18 protein-coding genes and 1 tRNA gene are annotated in these 23811 nt (G+C 52.4%); 11 read left to right on the top strand and 8 right to left on the bottom strand.

All coding sequences use genetic code 11. The features are described from left to right. Positions 1–289: 289 nt before the first annotated feature. From BMY16_RS02695 to BMY16_RS02665, 7 genes are all read right to left on the bottom strand, one after another. Positions 290–2248, bottom strand: coding sequence for a PP2C family protein-serine/threonine phosphatase (locus BMY16_RS02695; protein ID WP_244512829.1), 1959 nt, complete (start codon positions 2246–2248; stop codon positions 290–292). A gap of 97 nt (positions 2249–2345) precedes the next feature. Further along, positions 2346–3266 (bottom strand): ATP-binding protein, encoded by a 921-nt coding sequence (locus BMY16_RS02690; protein ID WP_091839690.1) that lies wholly within the window; start codon positions 3264–3266, stop codon positions 2346–2348. Positions 3267–3272: 6 nt separating this feature from the next. Next, complete coding sequence (locus tag BMY16_RS02685; RefSeq protein ID WP_091839687.1) at positions 3273–3584, bottom strand: STAS domain-containing protein; 312 nt, start codon at positions 3582–3584, stop codon at positions 3273–3275. Between the two features lie 24 nt (positions 3585–3608). After that, complete coding sequence (locus tag BMY16_RS02680) at positions 3609–4016, bottom strand: ATP-binding protein (RefSeq protein ID WP_091839684.1); 408 nt, start codon at positions 4014–4016, stop codon at positions 3609–3611. Between the two features lie 29 nt (positions 4017–4045). Beyond that, positions 4046–6181, bottom strand: a complete 2136-nt coding sequence (locus BMY16_RS15780) for a SpoIIE family protein phosphatase (protein ID WP_139207104.1) — start codon at positions 6179–6181, stop codon at positions 4046–4048. 121 nt (positions 6182–6302) lie between these two features. Next, positions 6303–7076 carry an ABC transporter ATP-binding protein gene (locus tag BMY16_RS02670; RefSeq protein WP_091839682.1) on the bottom strand — a complete coding sequence of 258 codons (774 nt, stop codon included), beginning with the start codon at positions 7074–7076 and terminating at the stop codon, positions 6303–6305. Next, positions 7073–7819 carry an MlaE family ABC transporter permease gene (locus tag BMY16_RS02665; protein WP_091839679.1) on the bottom strand — a complete coding sequence of 249 codons (747 nt, stop codon included), beginning with the start codon at positions 7817–7819 and terminating at the stop codon, positions 7073–7075. The genes BMY16_RS02670 and BMY16_RS02665 overlap by 4 nt, the downstream gene beginning before the upstream one ends. Before the next feature lie 87 nt (positions 7820–7906). Here BMY16_RS02665 and lptB point away from each other — a divergent pair, with 87 nt between their 5' ends. The 11 genes from lptB to BMY16_RS02610 all read left to right on the top strand — a co-directional run bounded on the left by lptB (position 7907) and on the right by BMY16_RS02610 (position 22486). Then, complete coding sequence (gene lptB / locus BMY16_RS02660) at positions 7907–8695, top strand: LPS export ABC transporter ATP-binding protein (protein WP_091839676.1); 789 nt, start codon at positions 7907–7909, stop codon at positions 8693–8695. A 131-nt stretch (positions 8696–8826) separates the two neighbouring features. Next, complete coding sequence (gene tig, locus BMY16_RS02655; protein WP_091839674.1) at positions 8827–10188, top strand: trigger factor; 1362 nt, start codon at positions 8827–8829, stop codon at positions 10186–10188. A gap of 157 nt (positions 10189–10345) precedes the next feature. Then, a complete protein-coding gene (gene clpP / locus BMY16_RS02650; RefSeq protein WP_091839671.1) occupies positions 10346–11014 on the top strand; it encodes an ATP-dependent Clp endopeptidase proteolytic subunit ClpP in 669 nt (222 codons plus the stop codon). Then, positions 11014–12243, top strand: a complete 1230-nt coding sequence (gene clpX / locus BMY16_RS02645; protein ID WP_091839668.1) for an ATP-dependent Clp protease ATP-binding subunit ClpX — start codon at positions 11014–11016, stop codon at positions 12241–12243. Before clpP ends, clpX begins: the two co-directional genes overlap by 1 nt. A gap of 10 nt (positions 12244–12253) precedes the next feature. Then, positions 12254–14434 (top strand): DNA helicase RecQ, encoded by a 2181-nt coding sequence (gene recQ / locus BMY16_RS02640; protein ID WP_091839665.1) that lies wholly within the window; start codon positions 12254–12256, stop codon positions 14432–14434. Positions 14435–14591: 157 nt separating this feature from the next. After that, complete coding sequence (gene guaB, locus BMY16_RS02635; protein WP_091839661.1) at positions 14592–16079, top strand: IMP dehydrogenase; 1488 nt, start codon at positions 14592–14594, stop codon at positions 16077–16079. Between the two features lie 2 nt (positions 16080–16081). Then, complete coding sequence (locus BMY16_RS02630) at positions 16082–17515, top strand: peptidylprolyl isomerase (RefSeq protein ID WP_091839658.1); 1434 nt, start codon at positions 16082–16084, stop codon at positions 17513–17515. Then, entirely contained in the window at positions 17512–18897 is a 1386-nt protein-coding gene (locus tag BMY16_RS02625) for a peptidylprolyl isomerase (RefSeq protein ID WP_091839655.1), read from the top strand. Before BMY16_RS02630 ends, BMY16_RS02625 begins: the two co-directional genes overlap by 4 nt. 16 nt (positions 18898–18913) lie before the next feature. After that, a complete protein-coding gene (locus BMY16_RS02620; protein ID WP_244512827.1) occupies positions 18914–20491 on the top strand; it encodes an OstA-like protein in 1578 nt (525 codons plus the stop codon). Continuing rightward, positions 20488–22317 carry a DNA mismatch repair endonuclease MutL gene (gene mutL / locus BMY16_RS02615; protein WP_091839652.1) on the top strand — a complete coding sequence of 610 codons (1830 nt, stop codon included), beginning with the start codon at positions 20488–20490 and terminating at the stop codon, positions 22315–22317. Before BMY16_RS02620 ends, mutL begins: the two co-directional genes overlap by 4 nt. Before the next feature lie 94 nt (positions 22318–22411). After that, positions 22412–22486, top strand: a tRNA-Val gene (locus tag BMY16_RS02610). Between the two features lie 56 nt (positions 22487–22542). On the opposite strand, the gene BMY16_RS02605 is transcribed toward BMY16_RS02610, so the two are convergent. Beyond that, complete coding sequence (locus BMY16_RS02605; RefSeq protein ID WP_139207103.1) at positions 22543–23622, bottom strand: DUF6377 domain-containing protein; 1080 nt, start codon at positions 23620–23622, stop codon at positions 22543–22545. Positions 23623–23811 lie beyond the last annotated feature (189 nt).

The following is a 23811-nucleotide window of genomic DNA, read 5'->3' as shown; positions in this document are numbered from 1 at the left end:
AATAATATAATATATATATAATATATTCTTAGTGTGGAATTTGGGCTGAAATGAAAAATCGTTTTGCAATTTTGCAATTTTGCAATTTGGGACTTGGGACTTGGCGGTATGCTGTACCTTTCCGAATAGAATCAAGGTAAAATATATTTACAGAAAATCTGCTGCTTCTCCCATGCCTAAAAGGCCTCGGAATAAAGATGAATTTTACTCGGAGTAAAGTGGGAGTTTACTCGGCGTAAGGCCTGAGTTTAGTCTGGAAGGAAACTCGGTGGCAGACTCGCGAGATGTCTTATGACAGCCGCAGGCACATCATGGTCAGGTCGTCGTTGGGGTCGGCACCTTGGCGGTGGGCTTCTACGAGGGCGGCGAGGGTCTCGATGACCTGGCGCGAACTCTCGTAGCTGGTGTCGCGGAGGCTGCTGAGCAGGCGGTCGTCGCCAAACTGCTCGTGGTGCGTGTTCTCGGCTTCGTTGAGGCCGTCGGTGTAGATGAAGAGCGGGCGCCCCTTGATGCTCTCGATAGACTCGCCCACGAATTCCAGTCCCGGCCAGAGGCCGATGGGGGCATTGGGCTCCATCTCGAGGAACGACCCCTGATGCTCGTCGCCACCCAGTACAGGAGGGTTGTGGCCGGCATTGCAGAAGTCGAGATGACCCGTGTTGAGGTCGACAAGACCTAGAAACATCGTTACAAACATGCCTTGCTCGTTGTCCTCACCCGAGAGGGCATTGTTGATGTGGGTACATATCTCTGCGGGCATCATGCCCTGTTCGGCGAGCGTTCGGAAGAGGCGGGTGGCCTGTGCCATGAAGAGCGAGGCAGGCACTCCCTTGCCGCTGACGTCGCCGATGCAGAAGTAGAGGCGGTCGTCGTAGAGCTGATAGCCGTAGAGGTCGCCGCCCACCTCTCTTGCGGGCATCATCGAGGCGTAGAGGTCGAGGCCCGGGCGGTTGGGGAACTGGTGGGGCACCATCGACATCTGGATGTCGCGGGCGATGCTCAGCTCATTCTCGATGCGCTCCTTGGCCGATTTCATCTCGGCAAGGCGTTTGGCCGAACGGTGGCGGAAGTAGAGGAAGAGCAGCAGGCCTATCAGGGCGCAGGCGAAGATGCCGGTGATGAAGCGTGAACGTACCAGCTGGTTCTGGATCTTCAGCTCGTCGACCTGGAAGAGCGTGTTCAGCTCGTCGAGTTGCATGCGCATGTCTTTCGAGAAGGTGGAGTCTTTGGCCTCATAGAGGCGGCGGTAGATCTGGGCGGCCTCGGCAGGGCGGTTGCCCTTGATGAGCGCTTCGGCTCTCACCAGACGGGGCAGCACCCAGTCGTCGCTCTCCATCATAGGGGCAAAGCGGTCGCTGTAGGCCACGGCCTGGCTGTAGTGCCCTGCCAGATAGGCTGCCTGCGCCTTGCGCACGAGGATGACGTAGCTGTAGTAGTCGTCTTTCTCCATCTGGTTCAGCCGTTCCACCTCTGCCAGCTCCTGCTCGGCCTCGTAGATGCGGCCGAGGCCTATCAGGGCACTGGCTGTCTGCAGGTGTTGTTCGATGTAGACGCGGTTCATCTGCTTGCCGACGGCATTGCGGCCCCACTCGTCGAGCAGCTTTTTCCATTCCGCGCAGTATTTCAGTTCGTTGGCATAGTCTTTCTTGTTTTCGAGGGCTTCGCATAGATAACCGTACGAGCGGTTGAGGTCGGCGTAGTGGTCACCGCTCATCTGGCGGAACAGCTTGATGCTGTGCTGGTAGGTCTTGATGGCCTCGTCGTTGTCCACTTCGAGGTAGTTGAATCCCATCTGCTGATAGGCGCTGGCCCGTCCCTGGTCGTCGCCGTGCTCCTGGGCATATTCGAGCATGAGCTTGGCTTGGCGAAGGGCTGTCTGAGGCTTGTGTGAGAAGTAGTACGACTCGGCCATCAGGCGCCAGATGCGGTAGAAGTATTCCTTCTGCCCGTGCTGTTCCATCCAGGCCATCTGTCGGGTGGCTTCCTCGATGAGCAGACTGTCCTGCTGCAGGTTGTGGAGCAGTCCTACCTTGTCGCGCCTGACGCTGGCGGCATCCTCGATGCGCCCCTGCTTCTCTGCGTGTTCAGCCATCTTGTCGTAGATGGCGAGTGCTGCCTCCACGCTGCCTTTCTCCAGCAGCTGGGCGCGCTTCACCTCAAGGTCGCTCCACTCCTTGTCGTTCTTATTGTCGGACATGGCCGCTGTGGTTGTCATCAGCAGCAGGCCTGTCATGATCCAAGCTCTCATTCGCATGCGTTTGGCTAAAGAAAAAGGCCGCCAGAAGCAATCCTTAGACGGACGCCCTGACGGCCTCAAAAGAAGAATTTTTTAATAGGAATTTTTCTTACATCGGCAGGGTGAAGATGAAGCGGGCTCCGCTCTTGTGTTCGGGGTCGAGCTTCACATCACCGTTGAGGCGGCGGGCTATCGAACGGGCTACGGTGAGGCCGCAACCAGCGCCGTCGAAGAAGCTGTTGAGCTTCGTAAACGGCTCGAAGATCTTCTCGGCGTCGTCGGCAGCAATGCCGGTGCCGGTGTCCTCGACGATAAACTCCACGTTGTTGCCATCGCTGGTGGTGAGCAGGGTCACCTCGCCGCTGGTGGTGAACTTCATCGCGTTGTCGAGCAGATTGGCCAGTACACGCGTGGCCATCGACTGGTTGGTGAAGAGCATGACGCCCTGTGCCTCCTCGGCAATGCGGTTGTTGAACTTCAGGTAGTCGATCTTGTCGATGCCCGTCTCGCGGATGGCCTGGGCGGTGATGTCGCTGGCCTGGCAGTTGTCTTCGGCCTCGATAGCTGTGTCAACACCCACATCGTTGAGGTTGAGGATGCTGTTGGCCAGCTGGGCGATAGACTGGGCGTTGGGGGCAGAGAAGTCGAGCTTCTTCTTGATGTCGTCGGCAGCCTTCTGGATGAGGTCCTTCTTCTGTACGACGGCCTGCTCGAGGGTCGACTTGGCGGCCATGATGTCGCTCACCTGCTTCTCGAGCTTCTCCTTGACGTTGGCCATGGTCTGGCGCTCTTCTTCCATCTTGTCGAACTGGAGGAGAGCCTGTTCATAGCCCTCACCGACGCTGTCGAAGTTCTTCTGAAGGTCACTGTAGTCCTTCAGCAGCTTCTCGAGCTCATTGACGCGCTTCTGGTAGTCCTTAAGCAGCTGCTGGCCTTCTTCGGCCTGCTCCTTGGCGCCTTTCATCTGGAAGTAGAGGGCGACACCGAGTGCGGCAATGAATAATATAAGAATAATGAGTAGGATGGTCATAGCGTATTAACCTTTTTTCTGTTCTACTTTCATAAACTTGGTGAAGCCCGTCATGGCGAGCACTTTGTAGATTTCAGGGCTGACGTTGATGATCTTGAACTGGCCCTTGAGTTGCATCACGGTACGCATGGTCTTCTGAATGATACGGAGGCCGGAGCTGGCCATGTAGACGAGCTCATCGCAGTCCATGACGAGGTCTACACCACCGTCCTTCAGTGCGGGCTGGATGTCTTCTTCAAACTGATTGGCGTTCATTGTGTCAATACGTGCTCCTGTCTTAATGATGGTCTTACCACCTTCTTTTAAAATCTGTGTCATAATACTTTTAATTTTATAAAGTTCTTAAATTTCTTTTTTCATTGTTAGCAGGTTCTTGCCCTCCAGACGCTGGTAGGTGACCTTGTTCATGATGTTTTTGACGATGTAGATGCCCATGCCGCCGATGTCGCGATCCATGGGGTTGACGTCAGGATCGGCATCTTCCTTCGCTGTAGGATCGAATTCAACGCCGTGGTCAGAGAGTACGAAGGTGAGCTCTTTGCCGTTGCTCTCGGCTGTCAGCTCTATCTCCTCGGGAGTGCCTTCGGGATAAGCGTAGAAGATGACATTGCTGACCATCTCCTCCATCACCAGGTTGAGGTTCATCTGGAGTTCCATGTCGAGGCCTAGCTCTTCACCGATTTCTTCGATGAACTGGTTGACTTTCTCCAGCTCCCCTACTTGGTTTTTGATTTTGATCTCTTTTTTCATAAGCCGTTTTGTTATTGGTTTTTACCTTTCTACTTCTTTACCTTTAAGCACAGCATCGTGAGGTCGTCGTTGGGCTCTGCGCCGTCGCGATGGGTCTCCACCTCTGCCTTGAGCATCTCGATGGTCTGGCGCGAGCTCTCAAAGGGGTGCGTCTGCAGGATCTCCACCAGCCGCTCGTCGGAGAACTGCTCCTGCTGGCGGTTTTCGGCCTCGTTGAGTCCGTCGGTATAGACGAAGAAGGCCTTGTTGGTGATGTCGTCAATCTCTTCGCCCACATATTCCATACCAGGCATGATGCCGATGGGGAAGTTGGGCTCCATCTCGATGAATTCTGCCGTACCGTCGCCCACGATCACCGGGGGGTTATGGCCGGCGTTGCAGAACTTGAGGTGGCCGGTCTTGAGGTCGACGAGTCCGAGGAACATCGTGACGAACATGCCCGTCTCGTTGTCCTCGCCCGAAAGGGCGTCGTTGATTCGGTTGGCTATCTCTGCGGGCATCATCTCCTGAGCGGCGAGGGTGCGGAAGAGTCGGGTGGCCTGTGCCATGAAGAGAGAGGCGGGCACGCCCTTGCCGCTGACGTCGCCGAGGCAGAAGTAGAGGTGGTCGTCGATGAGGTGATAGCCGTATAGGTCGCCTCCTACCTCCTTGGCGGGGGTCATCGAGGCGTAGAGGTCGAGGTCGGGTCGCTCGGGGAAGTTGCTGGGCACCATACCCATCTGGATGTTTCGGGCGATACGCAGGTCGCTCTCGATACGCTCCTTGGCGATGGTGGTCTCCTCGAGCTGGTCGTAGGCGGTAAGCAGCTGCTGGTGGGTCTCCTCGAGCTTGCTGTGGGTCTCCTCGAGCTTGCTGTGGGTCTCCTCGAGCTTGCTGTGGGCATCTTCGAGTTTGAGGTGGGCCACCTTCAGGCGCTTGGCCGATCGCAGGCGGAAGAAGATGAAGATGACGAGCGAGAGCACGATGATCGAGGCGATGATGATGGCGTTGCGCGTCATGGCCTGGGCGTGCTTCTTCTCGAGCTCTCCGAGTCCGAAGAGGGTGTTCATCTCCGTGAGCTGCCGTTTGGTATCATGGGTGTTGATGGAGTCGTTGATGAGGTACATCTGATTGTACATCTCTGCGGCCTCTCGGAATCGTCCCAGGGCGGTGAATATCTCAGCGCGCTGCTTTCTGACGCGGATGAGCTCGGAGGAGTCGTCGGTACTCTCAAGCAGTCGCATGCGCTTGTCGTTCAGGGCCAGCGCCTCGTCGTAGAAGCCCTGTTTCATACAGAGCTCGGCCCTGTAGTAGAGCCATTTCATGTATTTGAAGCTGTCGTCGCTGCTTGAGCGTTTCCTCAGCTCGTCGAGCATGTCGGAGGCTTTCTCAAGGTCGCCGAGGCCCAGGGCTGCCTGGGCGCAGGCCAGATAGTAGTAAGCCCAGCTGTTGACGTCGCTGCTCTTTCCTTCTTTCTTGGAATACCAGTCGTCGAGGAATTTCTTCCATTGGATGGTGAGGTCGTTCAGTCGGTGGTATTCGTGCTGCAGCTCCAGGATGTCGCCATAGGCGGCAAACACGTCGGTGAGCTGGAAGGGCCGCGGGTTGAGGGCCAGCAGCGTGGAGAGGCTTTTCTGATAAGAGCTGTCGGCCTCCTCGATGTTGTGCATGTTGGCATAGACGTTACCCATGCTGTAGTAGGCCATACCCTGTCCGAACTTGTCGTCGCGCTTCATGGCGTCGCTATGCATCTCCTGTACCTCCTTCAAGCCCGTATTGGTCTTACCGGAGAAGTTGTAGGCATCCACGAGGATGGTCCACGTCTCGTAATAGTTCTTCCAGTCGCCGATGGAGGCGAGGAGTTCGAGGGTGGGCTTGGTCTGCTCGTAGATGGAGTCGCTGAGGTCGCAGTTGTAGAAGTGTATGAGCTTCATGACCCTGGCGTCGGCCTCCTCCTTACGGTTGCCTTGATGGTGGCACTCGGCGATGAGGTCATCCAGGCATCTGAGCTGGTAGCTCACATCGTCGGAATCCAGGCTGAGGTAATAGAGTGTGTTGTAGGCGTCAATGCGGTCGTAGCCCTTTTTGTAAGGCAAAGAGTCCCTGATTTCCGAAATCTGATCGGCATGGATCTGGACGGCGGAAAGGCATAATAGGAGGGATATGACCAGACGGTTGAGGTTCATACTTTTGCCTTTTTGATAGATAATTCAGCGACAAAAGTACAAAAAGATTCTGAAACGCGCAAATTTTATGGTGGAAAAGTGCAATTATATCACCATTTTTCTATTGTCCACGGAAAAGAAGCTATAGGCTCCGGCCGCTTTCGATGACCATCTGACGCATGTTCTTCAGCAGGTCGCTGGCAAAGATGAAGTCGGTGAGTTTCTGGTTGGTGGAGCCCATCACCTCGCTGCTGACACCCTGCCATTCCTTGGTGCCTTCGTAAATAAAAATGATGTTTTCGCCAATGCCCATTACTGAGTTCATGTCGTGGGTGTTGATGATGGTGGTCATGTTGTACTCACGGGTGATGGAGTGGAGCAGTTCGTCGATGACGAGCGATGTCTTGGGGTCCAGTCCGGAATTGGGCTCGTCGCAAAACAGATATTTGGGGTTGAGGGCGATGGCGCGGGCGATGGCCACACGTTTCTGCATACCACCGGAGATCTCGCCGGGGAATTTCTCGTCGGCACCCTGCAGGTTGACGCGGTCGAGGCATTCCTGAGCCCTGCGTACACGCTCGCGGTAGGTCATCGTAGAGAACATGTCGAGGGGGAACATCACGTTTTCCAACACCGTCAGGGAGTCGAAGAGGGCGGCACTCTGGAAGATCATACCCATCTCGCGGCGCATCATCACCTTCTCGCGCTTCGAGAGTTGTACGAAATCACGTCCGTCGTAGAGGATCTGTCCCTTTGTCGGGTCGAGTAATCCGACAAGATTTTTCATCAGTACGGTCTTGCCCGATCCGCTCTGTCCGATGATGAGGTTGGTCTTGCCGTCCTCAAACACGGTGTTGATGTCCTTCAGGACGTCCTTGTCTTCAAAACTCTTATATAAATGCTTGACTTCGATCATGACAGTAATTGTGTTAGGAATACATCGCTGAACAGGATGAGTATGCTGGAGGTGACGACGGCATCGGTAGAGGCCTTACCCACGTTCACGCTACCGCCCTCGACGGTGTAGCCGCAGAAGGAGGGTACGCTGGAGATGATAAAGGCGAAGAACTGACTCTTGATGATCGACATCCACACAAACCAGGGGATGAAGTGGTGCTGAAGTCCCGCCGTGAGGTCGTCGGGGGTCAGGATATGCCCGATGAAGGCGGTGGCATAGGCGCCGAGAATACCTGTGGCCGAGGAGAATATCACGAGGACAGGCATAATGGTGAGCATGCCCATGATCTTCGGTAGGATGAGGTAACAGGCGGAGTTGACGCCCATGATCTCGAGGGCGTCGATCTGCTGGGTGACGCGCATCGTGCCCAGCTCGGAGGCGATGTTCGACCCTACCTTACCAGCGAGGATGAGACACATGATACTGCTGGAGAACTCCAGGAGCAGGATCTCACGGGTGGTGTAGCCCGACACCCAGCGGGGCATCCACGGGCTCTGGATATTGAGCTTCATCTGAATACAGATGACGGCACCGATGAAGAAGGAGATGATGAGCACGATGCCGATGGAGTTGATGCCGAGTTGCGCCATCTCATTGACATACTGCTTCAGGAACATCCTCATGCGCTCGGGGCGGGAGAAGGTCCTGCCCATCAGCATCAGATAGCGACCGAAGGTGGTCAGCCATTTATGTAATAGCATACTAAAACCTTAAAATCGCTGCAAAGGTACAAATTATTTTTTTATATTTGGTATTTTGCATGAATTTTTGTACCTTTGCAGCCGAATATGGAAGAAGAGCGTATCGTATTACGGACAGAAGGCCTCGTGAAGCGCTATGGTAAGCGCACGGTGGTCAATGATGTGAGCTTCAACGTGAAGCAGGGTGAGATTGTAGGACTGTTGGGCCCCAACGGTGCCGGCAAGACCACCTCGTTTTATATGACCACAGGTCTGATTGTGCCCAATGGCGGGCATATCTACCTGGGCGATGAGGAGGTGACGAGCTTCCCCGTCTATAAGCGTGCCCGTGCCGGCATCGGCTATCTGGCACAGGAGGCCAGCGTGTTCCGTAAGATGAGCGTCGAGGATAATATCCTCTCCGTGCTGGAGATGACGGGTAAGCCCCGTGCATATCAGCTGGAGAAGTTGGAGAGCCTCATTGCCGAGTTCCGTCTGGAGAAGGTGCGCAAGAATACGGGTGATCGTCTCTCGGGTGGTGAGCGCCGTCGTACGGAGATTGCCCGCTGTCTGGCCATCGAACCGAAGTTTATCATGCTCGACGAGCCCTTCGCCGGTGTAGACCCCATCGCCGTGGAGGATATCCAGCAGATCGTGTATAAGCTGAAGTATCTGAACATCGGCATCCTGATCACCGACCATAATGTGGACGAGACGCTGGCCATCACCGACCGTGCCTACCTGTTGTTCGAGGGGCGTATCCTCTTCCAAGGCACGCCTGAGGAGCTGGCTGCCAACGAGATCGTCCGCAAGAAATACCTCACCGAGTCGTTCGAGCTGCGAAAAAAGAATTTCCAATTGCAGGAAATGGACAGAAAACACGCGGGTGAGAGTTGAAAATCGGATAAAAGTATTAAAAAACATTAAAAGTGGGCGTTACTCTTAATGCTCACCTCTGAACTCTCAACTAAAAATCGTACTTTTGCACCTCAATTTTGAATATATAATATAAATAAGTACATAAGAAGATGAAAATTTCGTTTGAATGTGCCGACAAGATCAATGGTCTGCTGACGATGACCGTTGAGGCGGCAGACTACCAGGAGGCAGTAGAGAAGTCTCTGAAGAATTATCGTAAGAAAGCACAGGTGCCCGGTTTCCGTCCGGGTATGGTTCCTATGGGCATGATTAAGAAGCAGTATGGCACAGCCGTGAAGGTTGACGAGGTCAACAAGGTGCTGGGTCAGAAGCTCTATGAATACATCCAGGAGAACAACATCAAGATGCTGGGTGAGCCCCTTCCCAATCAGGAGAAGCAGGTGCCTCAGGACTTTGAGAAGGATGCCGACCTGACCTTCGTGTTCGACATCGCCGTAGCTCCTGAGTTCAAGGCCGAGCTCACTGGCAAGGACAAGATTGACTATTACACCATTACCATCGACGACAAGATGATCGACGACCAGGTGCAGATGTACGCTTCACAGGCTGGTGAGTTCGTGAAGGCTGACGTGTTCAGCGGCAACGACACCATCACTGGTGACATGCGTGAGCTCGACGAGAACGGTAACACCAAGGAAGGCGGTATCGTAACCGAGGGTGCTATGGTGATGCCCGCCTATATCAAGGCTGAGGATCAGAAGAAGCTCTTCGACGGTGCTAAGCCCGGTGACATCATCACCTTCAACCCCAAGAAAGCTTATCCCGACAACGATGCTGAGGTGGCTGCCCTGCTGAAGACCGAGAAGGACAACGTGAAGGACCTGAACGCTGACTTCAGCTATCAGATCACCGAGATCCGTCACTTCCAGCCCGCAGAGGTTGACCAGAAGCTCTTCGACCGCGTGTTCGGTGAGGGTACCGTCAAGGACGAGAAGGAGTTCCGTCAGAAGATCTCTGAGACCATCGCTCCCCAGCTGCAGCAGAACAGCGACTATAAGTTCCTGCTCGACGTGCGCAAGTACATGGAGGAGAAAGTGGGCAAGCTCGAGTTCCCCGAGGCTCTGCTGAAGCGCGTGATGCTGCAGAACAATCAGGACAAGGGTGCTGACTATGTGGAGAAGAACTTCGAGGGCAGCATCAAGGAACTGGGTTGGCACATGATCAAGGAGCAGCTCGTGGCCGCTAATAATATTAAGGTGGAGGATGCCGACCTGAAGGCTGTTGCCAAGGAGGCCATCCGTGCTCAGTTTGCACAGTATGGCATGAGCAACGTGCCCGATGACGTGCTGGAGAACTATGCCGCCGAGCAGTTGAAGAAGCGTGAGAACGTAGACAACTTCGTTGACCGCGCTGTGGATGTCAAGCTCACCGAAACTCTGAAAAAAGTGGTTAAATTGAATGAAAAAACAGTCACTTTGGAGGAGTTTAATAAGCTTATGTCAGAAAAATAAGTTTTTTTAGGAAAAAATAACCCCTAATATTGAAGGGTTATCGACTTTTTTCATTATCTTTGTGTCCCAAACACGTGATACGGAAGGTCGATAACCCTTCTTCCGTGCTGGAAAGTGAACTCGATGTGAAACATCAAAGGTGAAAAATAAGAAAAATATGAAGAATGATTTTAGAAAATATGCTGTACAGCATTTAGGCATGAACGGCTTGACCCTCGACGAGGTGATGCAGGCTCAGGCTCAGTATCTGAACCCCTATATCCTTGAGGAGCGTCAGCTGAACGTGACCCAGATGGACGTGTTCTCACGACTGATGATGGACCGTATCATCTTCCTCGGTACGCAGATTGACGACTATACCGCCAACACGCTGCAGGCGCAGCTGCTCTACCTGGACTCGGTAGACTCTGGTAAGGATATCTCGATCTATATCAACAGCCCTGGCGGTAGTGTGACCGCTGGTCTGGGCATCTACGACACGATGCAGTTTATCTCCAGCGATGTGGCCACCATCTGTACGGGTATGGCTGCCTCGATGGGTGCCGTGCTGCTCGTGGCCGGTACTGAGGGAAAGCGTTCGGCATTGCCCCACAGCCGTGTGATGATCCATCAGCCCCTCGGCGGCGTACAGGGTCAGGCTTCGGATATCGAGATCGAGGCCAAGGAGATTTTGAAATTCAAGAAAGAGTTGTATACCATCATTTCTGACCACTCGCATACCCCTTACGAGAAGGTCTACGCTGATTCCGACCGTAACTACTGGATGACAGCCCAGGAGGCCAAGGAGTATGGCATGATTGATGAAGTTTTGACGAGAAAGAAGTAATGAAGAAAGCATGTAGTTTCTGTGGAAGGAGCGACAAGGAGGTGAAGCTGCTGATCTCCGGTATCAACGGCTATATCTGTGAGGAATGTGCCCAGCAGGCCTATCGTATTGCCAAGGAGAACCTGGCGGAGACCAATGCGAAGGCCAAAAGCGGTAAGCCGCAGATGAAGAAGGTGCCGAAGCCCAAGGAGATCAAGGCGTTCCTTGACGATTATATCATCGGACAGGATGAGGCCAAGCGTTTCCTCTCCGTTGCCGTCTACAACCACTATAAACGTCTGCAGCAGCCCGCTGCCGACGACGGTGTGGAGATTGAGAAGAGCAATATCATCATGGTTGGTTCTACCGGTACGGGTAAGACCCTGCTGGCACGTACCATCGCGAAGTTGCTCGACGTGCCCTTCACCATCGTCGATGCTACGGTGTTCACCGAGGCCGGTTATGTGGGCGAGGATGTGGAGAGCATCCTCTCACGACTGTTGCAGGTGGCAGATTATGACGTGGAGGCCGCCCAGCGTGGTATTGTCTTCATCGACGAGATAGATAAGATTGCCCGTAAGAACGACAATCCCTCGATTACACGTGATGTCAGTGGCGAGGGTGTGCAGCAGGGATTGCTGAAGCTGTTGGAGGGAACGATGGTGAACGTGCCGCCCAAGGGAGGCCGTAAGCACCCGGATCAGGACTATATCCACGTGGATACAAGGAACATCCTCTTTATCTGCGGCGGTGCCTTCGATGGTATCGAGCGTAAGATTGCCCAGCGTATGAATACCCATGTGGTAGGTTATAATTCGGTACAGAATGTCAGGAATATTGATAAAGAGAACCTGATGAAATACGTGGTGCCTCAGGATCTGAAGTCGTTTGGCCTGATTCCCGAGCTGATTGGTCGTCTGCCGGTGCTCACCTATCTGAATCCGCTCGACCGTGCAGCCCTGGAGAAAATCCTGACGGAACCAAAGAACTCCATCATCCGTCAGTATAAGAAACTATTCGAGATGGACGGTGTGGAACTGACCTTCACCAAAGATGCCCTCGACGCCCTTGTCGATGAGGCTATGGAGTATAAGCTGGGGGCCCGTGGACTGCGCTCCATCGTGGAGAATGTGATGATGGAGCCGATGTTTGATCTGCCCTCAAGGAAAGTTAAGAAATTTGAGGTGACGGCAGATTATGTGAAGGAACAATTAGAGAAATCACATATACAACAATTAAAAGCCTCGTAACTAAGACTTTATGACCCAACAAGTGAATCTAACCGAAGCCCTGAAGAAATACTTTGGATTTGATACATTCAAAGGCGATCAGGAGAAGATCATCCAGAACGTGCTGGATGGGAAGGATACCTTCGTGCTGATGCCGACAGGTGGCGGTAAGTCGTTGTGCTACCAGCTACCCTCGTTGCTCATGGAAGGGACGGCCATCGTCATCTCACCGCTGATAGCGCTGATGAAGAACCAGGTGGACGTCATCACCAACCTGAGCGAACAGTCGGGAACGGCCCATTACCTGAATTCGTCGCTGAACAAGGCGGCTATCGATCAGGTGAAGGAGGATATCCTTGCCGGACACACGAAGCTGCTCTATGTGGCTCCCGAGTCGTTGACGAAGGAGGACAATGTGGAGTTCCTTAAGTCGGTGAAGATCTCCTTCTATGCCATCGACGAAGCCCACTGTATCTCGGAATGGGGACATGACTTCCGACCAGAATACCGTCGTATCCGCCCGATCATCAACGAGATAGGTGCTGCACCTGTCATCGCACTGACGGCTACGGCTACCGATAAGGTGCGTACCGACATCAAGAAAAACCTCGGCATCCTCGACGCGGTGGAGTTCAAAAGCTCCTTCAACCGTCCGAACCTCTACTATGAGGTGCGCCAAAAGACGAAGGATGTGGATAAGGATATCATCAAGTTCATCAAACAGCATCCCGGCAAGAGCGGCATCATCTACTGTCTCTCGCGTAAGAAGGTGGAGGAGCTGGCTGCCATCCTGCGCGCCAATGATATCAAGGCCTCGGCCTATCATGCTGGTCTTGATTCCGCCACCCGTACCCAGACGCAGGATGACTTCCTGATGGAGGATATCGACGTCATCGTGGCTACCATCGCCTTCGGTATGGGTATCGACAAACCCGACGTGCGGTTTGTGATTCATTACGACATCCCGAAGTCGCTGGAAGGCTACTATCAGGAGACGGGTCGTGCAGGTCGTGACGGTGGCGAAGGTATTTGTCTGGCTTTCTATTCGCGAAAGGATCTCGATAAGCTGGAGAAGTTCATGGAGGGTAAGCCCGTGGCAGAACAGGATATCGGCCGTCAGCTGTTGGTGGAGACTGCCGCCTATGCGGAGACCTCCGTCTGCCGTAGAAAGATGCTGTTGCACTACTTCGGTGAGGAATATGATAAAGACAACTGCGGCAACTGCGACAACTGTCTGCATCCGAAGACAAAGATTGAGGCCCAGAATCAACTCGTCATCGTGCTAAACGCCATCTTGGCTATCAAGGAGAACTTCCGCAGCGACTATGTGATAGACTTTATCATCGGTAAGGAGACTGATGAGATCCTGGCCCATCATCATGAGGAACAGGAACTCTTTGGGGCCGGTGCCGATGACGATGAGAAGATCTGGAACCCAGTAATCCGTCAGGCCCTCATTGCCGGATTCCTGAAGAAGGAGGTGGAAAACTACGGTCTACTGAAGGTCACTTCGGCAGGTAAGAAGTTCCTGAAGTCACCATCGTCGTTTATGATTGTGAAAGATACGGAGTTCAGTGATGATGACGAAAACGCTGACCACGATGGAGGCACCAGTGCCCTTGACCCTGTGTTGAGTGCGATGCTACGTGACTTGCGAAAGAAGGTCTCGAAGCGCTTGGAGCGTCCGCCATACGTCATCTTCCAAGACGTGTCGTTGGAGCAGATGGCCACAGACTATCCCGTGACCCTTGAGGAGTTGAAGAATATCCAGGGCGTGGGTGAGGGAAAGGTGAAACAACCCTATGCCAAGGAGTTTGTGGACCTCATCGCCCGCTACTGCGAAGAGAACGAGATCGAACGTCAGGTGGACATGCGTGTCCGTACGGTGGCGAAAAAATCAATGCTGAAGGTGAAGATCATCCAGAGCATCGACCGTCAGCTGGCCCTCGACGATATCGCTGAGGCTCAAGGCATCGACTTCGACGAGTTGCTCGATGAGGTGGAGGCCATCGTCTACAGTGGTACGAAACTGAACATCGACTACTTCCTTGAGGAGGTGATGGACGAAGACCATATCGATGATATCTACGACTATTTCGCAGAGTCAGATACTGACAAACTCAGTGTGGCCGAGGATGAACTGGGTGACGAATATTCCGAGGATGAAATCAGGCTCGTCCGCATTAAGTTCATCTCGGAAATGGCGAACTGATTTTTAATTGAAGATTGAGAATTGAAGATTGAACATTATTGAAAATTGAAGATTGAACGTTAAAAAATAACAAGGCTCTTAAAAATCTTCAATCTTCAATGTTCAATCTTCAATCTTTTTTGTACCTTTGCACGCAATATTTTAAGAAAAGGAAATTATGGCTTCATTTATTGCAGACAAAATCGTGATGGACGGCCTTACATTCGACGACGTCCTTTTAATTCCCGCTTATTCTGAAGTACTGCCTAAGACAGTAGAGTTGAAAACGCGCTTCTCCCGCAACATTGAGCTGAACGTACCGTTCGTGACAGCAGCCATGGACACGGTGACAGAGTCACAGATGGCTATTGCCATTGCCCGTGAAGGCGGTATTGGTGTGATCCACAAAAATATGTCGATTGAGGATCAGGCCCGTCAGGTGGCTATCGTGAAGCGTGCCGAGAATGGTATGATCTATGATCCCATCACTATCCCCCAGGGCTCTACCGTGGCTCAGGCCCTCGAAATCATGTCGGAATATCATATCGGTGGTATTCCCGTGGTTGACGACGACAACCATCTCGTAGGTATCGTCACCAACCGTGACCTGCGCTTCGAGCGTCGTCTGGACCGTCCTGTCGAGGAGATTATGTCAAAGGATAACCTCGTGACCACCCATCAGCAGACTGACCTGACGGCTGCCGCCCAGATTCTGCAGGAGAACAAGATAGAGAAGCTGCCAGTGGTGGATAAGGATAATCGTCTTATTGGTCTGATTACCTATAAGGACATCACTAAGGCCAAGGATAAGCCTATGGCTTGTAAGGATGATAAGGGTCGTCTGCGTGTAGCTGCTGGTGTCGGTGTGACCTTTGATACCCTCGACCGTATGCAGGCCCTTGTGGATGCCGGTGCCGATGCCATTGTCATCGATACGGCTCATGGCCACTCGAAGTCTGTGATTGAGAAACTCGTGGAGGCTAAGAAGTGCTTCCCCAACATTGATATCGTCGTAGGTAACGTGGCTACCGGTGAGGCTGCCAAGATGCTCGTGGATAATGGTGCCGACTCCGTGAAGGTTGGTATCGGCCCGGGCTCTATCTGTACCACCCGTGTGGTGGCAGGTGTGGGTGTGCCCCAGCTGAGTGCTGTCTATGATGTGTATAGTGCCCTGAAGGGTACGGGTGTGCCCCTCATCGCCGATGGCGGCCTCCGTTACTCTGGTGATATCGTCAAGGCTTTGGCTGCCGGTGGTAGCTGTGTCATGATCGGCTCACTCGTAGCCGGTACAGAGGAGAGCCCTGGTGACACCATCATCTACAACGGTCGTAAGTTCAAGAGCTACCGTGGTATGGGTTCTCTCGAGGCCATGGAGCAGAAGCACGGTTCTAAGGACCGCTACTTCCAGGGTGACACGAAGGAGGTGAAGAAGCTGGTGCCCGAGGGCATCGCTGGCCGTGTGCCTTACAAGGGAACCGTTCAGGAGGTGATCTATCAGATGGTAGGTGGTCTGCGTTCTGGCATGGGCTACTGCGGTGCCCCCACCATCGAGGCCTTGCATAACGCCAAGTTCACCCGTATCACCAATGCCGGCGTCAACGAGTCTCACCCGCATGATATCACCATCACGAGCGAGGCCCCCAATTATAGTCGCCCTAACGATTGAGAATGAGAAAACTCACCATTGCCCTTTCTTTGTTTGCTGCGCTTCTGTCGCAGCAATCATTGGCACAGTCATCCGACCCCGTCGTGATGACTGTGGCTGGTGTAGACGTGCCTCGTTCGGAGTTTGAGTACTCTTTCAATAAGAACAACGGTGACGATGTGGTTGAGAAGAAGACTGTAGAGGAATATGCCGAGCTCTATGCCAACTATAAGTTGAAGGTGCAGGCTGCCCTTGATGCCAAGCTTGATACGATGACCTCTTTCCAACAGGAATATGCCATGTATCGTGATCAACAGGTGCGTCCCACCATCGTGACGGACGCTGAAATCCTTGCCACCGCCCGGAAGATGTACGAACGTACGAAGAAGGCCATCGGTCCCCGTGGACTCGTACGTCCTGCCCATATCCTTCTGGAACTCTCGACACAGGCCACTACCCAGGAACAGGAGAAGGCTCGCCAACGCATCGATTCCGCTTATCGTGCCCTGCAGGCCGGTGCCGACTTCGCAGAATTGGCTAAGAAAATCTCGCAGGATCCCGTCTCCTCGAAAGATGGCGGTCTCTTGCCTTGGTTTGGTCCAGGCCAGACGCTGAAGGAGTTTGAGGATGTGGCCTATTCGCTGCAGCCGGGACAGATGAGTAGTCCGTTCCTTTCCCCTATAGGCTATCACATCATCCTGATGAAGGAGCGTAAACAGCTGGAGCCCTTCGACTCCCTGAAGAACGATTTGCTGACGGTATTGGAGCGTCGTGAGATGCGCGAAGACATTATCAGCAACAAACTCCGTCAGATGGTGAAAGCCTCTAACGGTACGCTGACACAAGACCAGATTCTCGAGAAACGCTCCGACTCGCTCGCTGCCACCGATCCCGAGATGAAATACCTATTCCAGGAATATCATGACGGTTTGTTACTTTATGAGATTAGCAGTCGTGAGGTCTGGGAGAAGGCTACCGAGAACGAGGCAACCCTGAAGGCGTGGTTCGATGCCCACCGTAAGGACTATACATGGTCGCAACCCCGTTATAAAGGTATCGCCTACCATGTGAAGGACAAGAAAGATGTGAAGGCCGTGAAGAACTGTGTGAAGCGCCTTCCCTTCGACCAGTGGGCTGAGGCTCTGCGCACCACCTTCAACCCCGACTCCGTGATCCGCATCCGTGTGGAGAAGGGACTCTTCAAACCCGGCGACAATGCAACCGTTGACAGAATGGTGTTTAAGGTGCCTGCAGAAGTGAAGCCACTGCAGGACTATCCCATCGATGCCGTCTACGGAAAGAAACTGAAGAAGCCCAGCGACTATACCGATGTGCGTGCCCAGGTGGTCGAGGATTACCAAAACGACCTTGAACGCCGTTGGGTGGCCTCGTTGCGCAAGCGTTATCCGGTCGTCATTCATGAAGAAGTATTGAAAACAGTAAATAAGCATCAATGAGAAAAATACAGAATTTGTTAGGTGCCATGCTCCTCATGCTCCCGCTGATGGCTGGGGCCGAGACAAAGGATTCCGTACAGATTGGTACTGTGGTCGATGAGGTGGTATGGATCGTCGGTGACGATGCCATCCTCCGTTCAGACATCGAGACCATGCGTATGCAGGCTGCCATGGAAGGTATTAAGTTCAGTGGCAACCCCGACTGTGCCATCCCTGAGCAGATAGCTGTACAGAAGCTATTCAAGCATCAGGCCGAGATTGATAGTATCGAGGTGACCGATGCCGATGTGGCTGCGGAGGTGGAACAGCAGATTAACTACTGGCTTGAGATGGTGGACGGCTCGCGTGAACGTCTGGAGGAATACAAGCACCAGCCGCTCTCACAGATCCGTAATGACCTGCGTGAAGATCTGAAAGACCGTCAGATGGTGCAGCGGATGAAGCAGAAACTTGTCGAGGATATCGCCGTGACACCTGCTGATGTCCGCCGTTATTTCCAGAATATGCCTGCCGACAGCGTCCCCTTCGTACCTACGGAGGTGGAGGTGCAGGTTATTCAGCAGACACCAGTCATCGAAGTCGAGGAACTCAACCGTGTGAAGGATGAGTTACGCGAATATACCGAACGTGTGAACAAGGGTGATGCCACCTTCCAGACATTGGCCCGCCTCTATTCCGAGGACCCGGGAACAGCCCGTCGTGGTGGTGAACTCGGCCTTGTGGGACGTGGTACCCTTGACCCGGCCTTTGCTGCTGTGGCTTTTAACCTCACAGATCCGAAGAAGGTATCAAAGATTGTGGAGTCGGAGTTCGGCTTCCATATCATCCAGCTCATCGAGAAGCGCGGCGACAAGGTGAACGTGCGTCATATCCTCCGTAAGCCTGTGGTGTCGGAAGTAGCTATCGAAAAAACGCTTGGCCGTCTGGACTCCATCGCGGCTGATATCCGTTCCGGAAAGTTCACTTTCGAGGATGCTGCACCACTGCTCTCCGACGATAAGGACACCCGTTACAGCAAGGGCCTGATGTCTACAAACATGATGACTACGGGACATACCTCGTCGAAGTTCCGTATGCAGGACCTGCCCCCCGAGGTTGCAAAGGTTGTGGATACCATGCAGGTGGGACAGATCTCACAGTCGTTCCAGATGATTAACCAGCGCGGTAAGACCGTGTGCGTCATCGCAAAGCTGAAGAATCGCATCGACGGTCATAAGGCTACGGTGACGGAGGACTTCCAGACGTTGAAGGACGTGGTGCTGAACAAACGTCGTGAGGAGCGTATCCATCAGTGGGTGGTCGATAAGATCAAGACGGTCTATACCCGTCTGAATGACGAATATAAGGACTGCGAGTTCGAATACGAGGGGTGGAATAAATAAAGGTGTTTAGAAGGAGATGATGAGGAAGTCTTTCGTCTGGCTGATATCTTTCGCCTTGATGGTGGGGATGGTGTCTGCTTTTGCACAGAAGCAGACACAGAAGAAACGTCCGGCACGAAAGGCGCAGAAAGAGGACACCCGCGTCTATCTCGTACATGCCGACGTGCTACACTTCGATCAGTTAATAAACCCTGATGCTACCATCCTCAATGGTAAAGTACAGTTCACTCATCAGGGTGCACGCCTCTATTGTGACAGTGCCTACTTCTATGAAGGCAGCAACTCGTTTGAGGCTTTCGGACATGTGAAGATGGTGCAGGGTGATACCCTCTCACTGGTCAGTGACTATGCCTATTACGATGGTAACGAACAGATGGCCCGTGCCCGTTATAATGTGGTGCTGAAACATAAGAAGACCACGCTATATACTGATAGTCTCGACTTCGACCGTCTTTATGACAATGCCTACTTCTTCGAAGGTGGAAAGATGATTGACGGAAATACCACGCTGACCTCAGACTGGGGGGAGTACAACACGAAATCAAAGATGTCAGTATTCAACTACGACGTGAAGATGCGCAGTCCGAAGTTCTATCTCACCACCGACACGCTCTATTACGATACCCGTTTCTCGATGGCTCATATCGTAGGCCCATCGGATATCTATTCTGGTGAGAGTCATATTTACTCAGAACAGGGCTATTACGACACGAAGAAGGAGCAGGCGCGACTCATGAATCGATCTGTGCTCTCCAATCAGGGAAGGACGATGATCGGCGACAGCGTTTGGTATGATAGTCAGGCTGGTATTAGCAAGGCCTTCCGCAACGTGGTCTATGTAGACTCCGTGAATAAAAATAAACTCACCGGCAACTACGGCGAATATTTAGAAAACACGGGCTATGCCATGTGTACCGACAGTGCCGTGGCCATCGACTTCTCACAGGGCGACTCCCTCTTTATGCATGCCGACACTTTCAAGGTGATAACCTTTAATATCGAGACAGACTCTGTGTACCGTAAGATCCATGCCTATCGTCATGTTCGTGCCTACCGTACTGATGTGCAGGCCATCTGCGACTCGCTGGTCTATAACTCCCAGGACTCCTGTATGACGATGTACTACGATCCCATCGTTTGGAATGTCAATCAGCAACTCGTCGGTGACCGTATTGAGGTGTTCTTGAAAGATTCGCTCATCAACCGTGCCCATGTCATCGACAACTGCTTCTCTATTCAGCAGCTGCGTAGTGATACGGCCTGCTATAATCAGGTGAAGTCAAAAGAGATGTTTGCCTTCTTCGTCGATGGAAAAATCCATGAGACCCGTGCCGTGGGTAATGTGCTCATCGGCTACTATTTCGAGGAGGGTGACTCTATACCTATTATATATAATTATCAGGAGACCTCCGAGTTGCGAATGTTCCTCAAGGACCGTAAGCTCCAGCATGTCTGGACACCGAAGACCTCTGGTACGATGTATCCGCTCAATCAGATACCCGCCGATCGTAAGCGTCTTACGGGCTTTGTCTGGTATGATGCCATCCGTCCCCAGAACCGCGACGATATCTTTAACTGGAAACCCAAGCCATGAGTGATGTCATTCATCTTCTTCCCGACAGTGTAGCCAACCAGATTGCAGCTGGTGAGGTGATCCAGCGTCCAGCTTCAGTCATCAAAGAGTTGGTTGAGAATGCCGTGGATGCCGGGGCCAAGACTATCCAGGTCATCGTGGTTGATGCCGGACGTACATGTATCCAGGTCATCGACGATGGTAAGGGTATGTCGGAGACTGATGCCCGTCTCTCCTTTGAACGTCATGCCACCTCGAAGATCCAGAATGCCACGGATCTATTTGCTCTTCACACCATGGGGTTTCGTGGTGAAGCCCTGGCCTCAATCGCTGCAGTGGCACAGGTGGAACTTCTGACACGTCGTCAGGATGATGAGATTGGCACGCGACTGATGATTGCGGGTTCGAAAGTAACCAGCCAGGAACCCGCCTCTTGTCCTGTAGGCAGTAACTTCAAGGTGGAGAACCTCTTCTTCAATGTCCCTGCCCGACGGAAATTCCTCAAGACCAATGCCACAGAACTCTCGAATATCATGACGGCTTTCGAGCGCATCGTGCTCGTCTATCCCGGAATCCGTTTCTCACTCCATCACAATGGGGTGGAGATGCTCAACCTCCGTGCCACCAATCTTCGTCAGCGTATTGCTGATGTCTTTGGTAAACAATATAATCAGGACCTCCTGCCCGTAGAGGTGCATACCGCTATGGCTACCATCACGGGTTTCGTGGGTAAACCCGAGACAGCCAGGAAGAAGGGTGGGAGTGATTACCTCTTTGTCAATGGCCGTTATATGAAACATGCCTATTTCCATAAGGCGGTGATGACGGCCTACGATCGTATGATTCCCGAAGGCATGCAGGTGCCTTACTTCCTCTATTTCGAGGTCGATCCCTCGCAGATAGATGTTAATATCCATCCTACGAAGACAGAGATTAAGTTCGAGAACGAGCAGGCCATCTGGCAAATCCTCTCTGCCGCTGTACGTGATGCCATCGGTAAGTTTTGCGAGGTGCCTTCCATCGACTTTGATACGGTGGGCAGCCCCGATATACCGGTCTTCGACCCTTCCCGTGAAAACATCGTTGCCCCAAAGGTGACCTATAATCCCGACTACAACCCATTTAATACCGGTGGAAAGTCGTCGGGCAGTTCTTGGTCTCAGAAGCCGGCAGCCTCTTCTCCTGAGGGTTGGGAGTCTCTTTACGGCATCGCAGCCCCCTCGGAAGGTGATGTATTCGATGCTGTCCCACCTGTAAGCTTACCTAACAATACGCTCGATGCTGACCGGTCCCCCTCGCATTACCAGTATAAGGGTAAATACCTGATGACGGCAGTGAAGTCCGGTCTGATGATCATCGACCAGCACCGTGCCGATGTGCGTATCCTCTACGAGCGTTATATGAACCAGATTAGCAGTCATACGGCTAACACGCAGAAGATTCTTTTCCCCGAGACCGTACAGTTCTCACCCGCAGAACATGTCGTCATGCAGCAGATTCTGCCCGAGTTGATGAATGCCGGCTTCGACCTCAGTGACCTTGGTGGTAACACCTATGCCATCAACGGCGTACCTGTGGGTCTTGAGGGCATAGATCCTGTGATGCTAGTACGGCAGATGGTCACCGAGACGTCCTCCGCTAACGCGCCACTCACCACACTCCATGCCCAACTTGCCTTGCGTCTGGCACAGAGTGCTGCCATCCCCTATGGTCAGGTGCTTAGTAACGACGAGATGGAGAATATCATCAATGAACTCTTCTCATGTTCCAACGTCAACTATACCCCTGACGGAAAAGCCATCCTTTGCATTCTACCACAGGGTGATATTGAGCAGCTTTTAGGATAGGTTTCTTAAAAAGAGTTAAAGAAATGCAGTTTTTTGCTTTTCGCTTTTTTCTTTTCACTTTTTTGTCGTACCTTTGCACCCGCTTAGAAAAATCGGGCGTTTAGCTCAGCTGGTTTAGAGCATCTGCCTTACAAGCAGAGGGTCGGCGGTTCGAATCCGTCAACGCCCACTAAAAATGAAATGCTTCACCAATCAAGGTGAAGCATTTTTTTTGATGATAGAAAGTTATTTAGTTCTTTTGATGAAGAGCACGAAAACCAGAGCTAGGATAAGCAGGATGATGATTGCGCCAGCGATGAAGAGAATCTGATGGACCTGATCTTGGGTGGCCTCGTGACTCTTCTCGATGATGTTAAGGATGGAGCTGTACTGATAGCTTCGCGTGTGGTTGCTGAAAGTCTTGTTACACTTTCTGCTAAAATCCATATAGCGTAACGCACGGTCGAAATCGCCGTCTTTGGCCAAATGTTCGGCGAGAAAGAGTAGTGAGGCCTGGTCCATCACGGCGCAGCGGATGTCGTCGAGGGCCGACTTGCCGAGCCAATAGCAGGCCTGATCGTGATTGCCAAGATGATTGAATACCATGGAGCGGTAGAATGCGGCATAAGCACTCTCGTGGGTACCCTCTTTCACAGTCTTGAACCAGCGATCGCTGATATTTAGAGCATCCTGGAAATGGCGCTGGGCTGTGAGGATGTCCATCTTCAGGTGGAGCCACTCCTCACTGCCTTCCGAGGCCACTGCCATCACGGAATCTCGGTAGAGGTTTTGTTTGGCGAGATAGCTCTGGTGCTTGTCTTTGCGCTGGGTGAGGGTGGCCATCTCGCCACAGACGTGCATCCAAGCATTGTAATAATCGACGAGTTCCTTGTTGGTAAGGGCAGACCTCTTGACCAAACGGAGTTGCTCGAGCGATTCAGTCAACATGTCTGATGTGGAACACTGAAAGGAGAGTAGGGAACGATAACGCCCGGTGAGATCAGGACGATGGATACTTTCGGCCAGATTAATGCATTGCTCAGCAAAAAACAAGGCAGAATCGTTCCTATAAGAACGATAAAGCTGAAAGAGTTGCTCGGCCATTTTCATTTGCTTCTCTGGGCTGCTCTCCATCCGCAAACTGTCGCGATAGGCGGCAATCTGCTTTCTATACTCAGCAACGAATATGGGCGACTGATTGATAGCCTCGTCAATTTGCTGATAGAGTGCTTCAAGATCGATAGACTCTTCGTTGAGGCTTGTATTCTTTGCGCAGGCAGCTATGGTTCCCATAACCAGACATGCCAACAATAGGATCCTTCTCATTCTTGTTTTATTTAGTAATATACTCAATAACGATTTTCGCCTGTAAAGTTACAAAGATTTCCCATATATCGCTTCTGTTTATAAAAAAAATGTTTATTTATGCTTGTTTTTTAACTCCTTTTTGTGTTTAAATACCAATTAAACAAAAAAAACGCTTTTCTTTTGGTAATCTGCTTTCTTATTTGTAAT

The organism is Prevotella sp. ne3005 (assembly GCF_900110085.1).
GTDB lineage: Bacteria > Bacteroidota > Bacteroidia > Bacteroidales > Bacteroidaceae > Prevotella.
Note: the sequence above shows the minus strand (reverse complement) of the source record. Positions and strands in the feature narration are given on the sequence as shown.

Coding starts and splice junctions, on each gene's coding strand:
- BMY16_RS02680 (WP_091839684.1), bottom strand. CDS start 4,016: ATGAAAAAAGAGATCAAAATCAAAAACCAAGTAGGGGAGCTGGAGAAA.
- lptB (WP_091839676.1), top strand. CDS start 7,907: ATGGAAGAAGAGCGTATCGTATTACGGACAGAAGGCCTCGTGAAGCGC.
- tig (WP_091839674.1), top strand. CDS start 8,827: ATGAAAATTTCGTTTGAATGTGCCGACAAGATCAATGGTCTGCTGACG.
- BMY16_RS02665 (WP_091839679.1), bottom strand. CDS start 7,819: ATGCTATTACATAAATGGCTGACCACCTTCGGTCGCTATCTGATGCTG.
- recQ (WP_091839665.1), top strand. CDS start 12,254: ATGACCCAACAAGTGAATCTAACCGAAGCCCTGAAGAAATACTTTGGA.
- BMY16_RS02670 (WP_091839682.1), bottom strand. CDS start 7,076: ATGATCGAAGTCAAGCATTTATATAAGAGTTTTGAAGACAAGGACGTC.
- BMY16_RS02685 (WP_091839687.1), bottom strand. CDS start 3,584: ATGACACAGATTTTAAAAGAAGGTGGTAAGACCATCATTAAGACAGGA.
- BMY16_RS02630 (WP_091839658.1), top strand. CDS start 16,082: ATGAGAAAACTCACCATTGCCCTTTCTTTGTTTGCTGCGCTTCTGTCG.
- BMY16_RS02690 (WP_091839690.1), bottom strand. CDS start 3,266: ATGACCATCCTACTCATTATTCTTATATTATTCATTGCCGCACTCGGT.
- BMY16_RS02625 (WP_091839655.1), top strand. CDS start 17,512: ATGAGAAAAATACAGAATTTGTTAGGTGCCATGCTCCTCATGCTCCCG.
- guaB (WP_091839661.1), top strand. CDS start 14,592: ATGGCTTCATTTATTGCAGACAAAATCGTGATGGACGGCCTTACATTC.
- mutL (WP_091839652.1), top strand. CDS start 20,488: ATGAGTGATGTCATTCATCTTCTTCCCGACAGTGTAGCCAACCAGATT.
- clpP (WP_091839671.1), top strand. CDS start 10,346: ATGAAGAATGATTTTAGAAAATATGCTGTACAGCATTTAGGCATGAAC.
- BMY16_RS02605 (WP_139207103.1), bottom strand. CDS start 23,622: ATGAGAAGGATCCTATTGTTGGCATGTCTGGTTATGGGAACCATAGCT.
- clpX (WP_091839668.1), top strand. CDS start 11,014: ATGAAGAAAGCATGTAGTTTCTGTGGAAGGAGCGACAAGGAGGTGAAG.
- BMY16_RS02620 (WP_244512827.1), top strand. CDS start 18,914: ATGATGAGGAAGTCTTTCGTCTGGCTGATATCTTTCGCCTTGATGGTG.
- BMY16_RS02695 (WP_244512829.1), bottom strand. CDS start 2,248: ATGAGAGCTTGGATCATGACAGGCCTGCTGCTGATGACAACCACAGCG.
- BMY16_RS15780 (WP_139207104.1), bottom strand. CDS start 6,181: ATGAACCTCAACCGTCTGGTCATATCCCTCCTATTATGCCTTTCCGCC.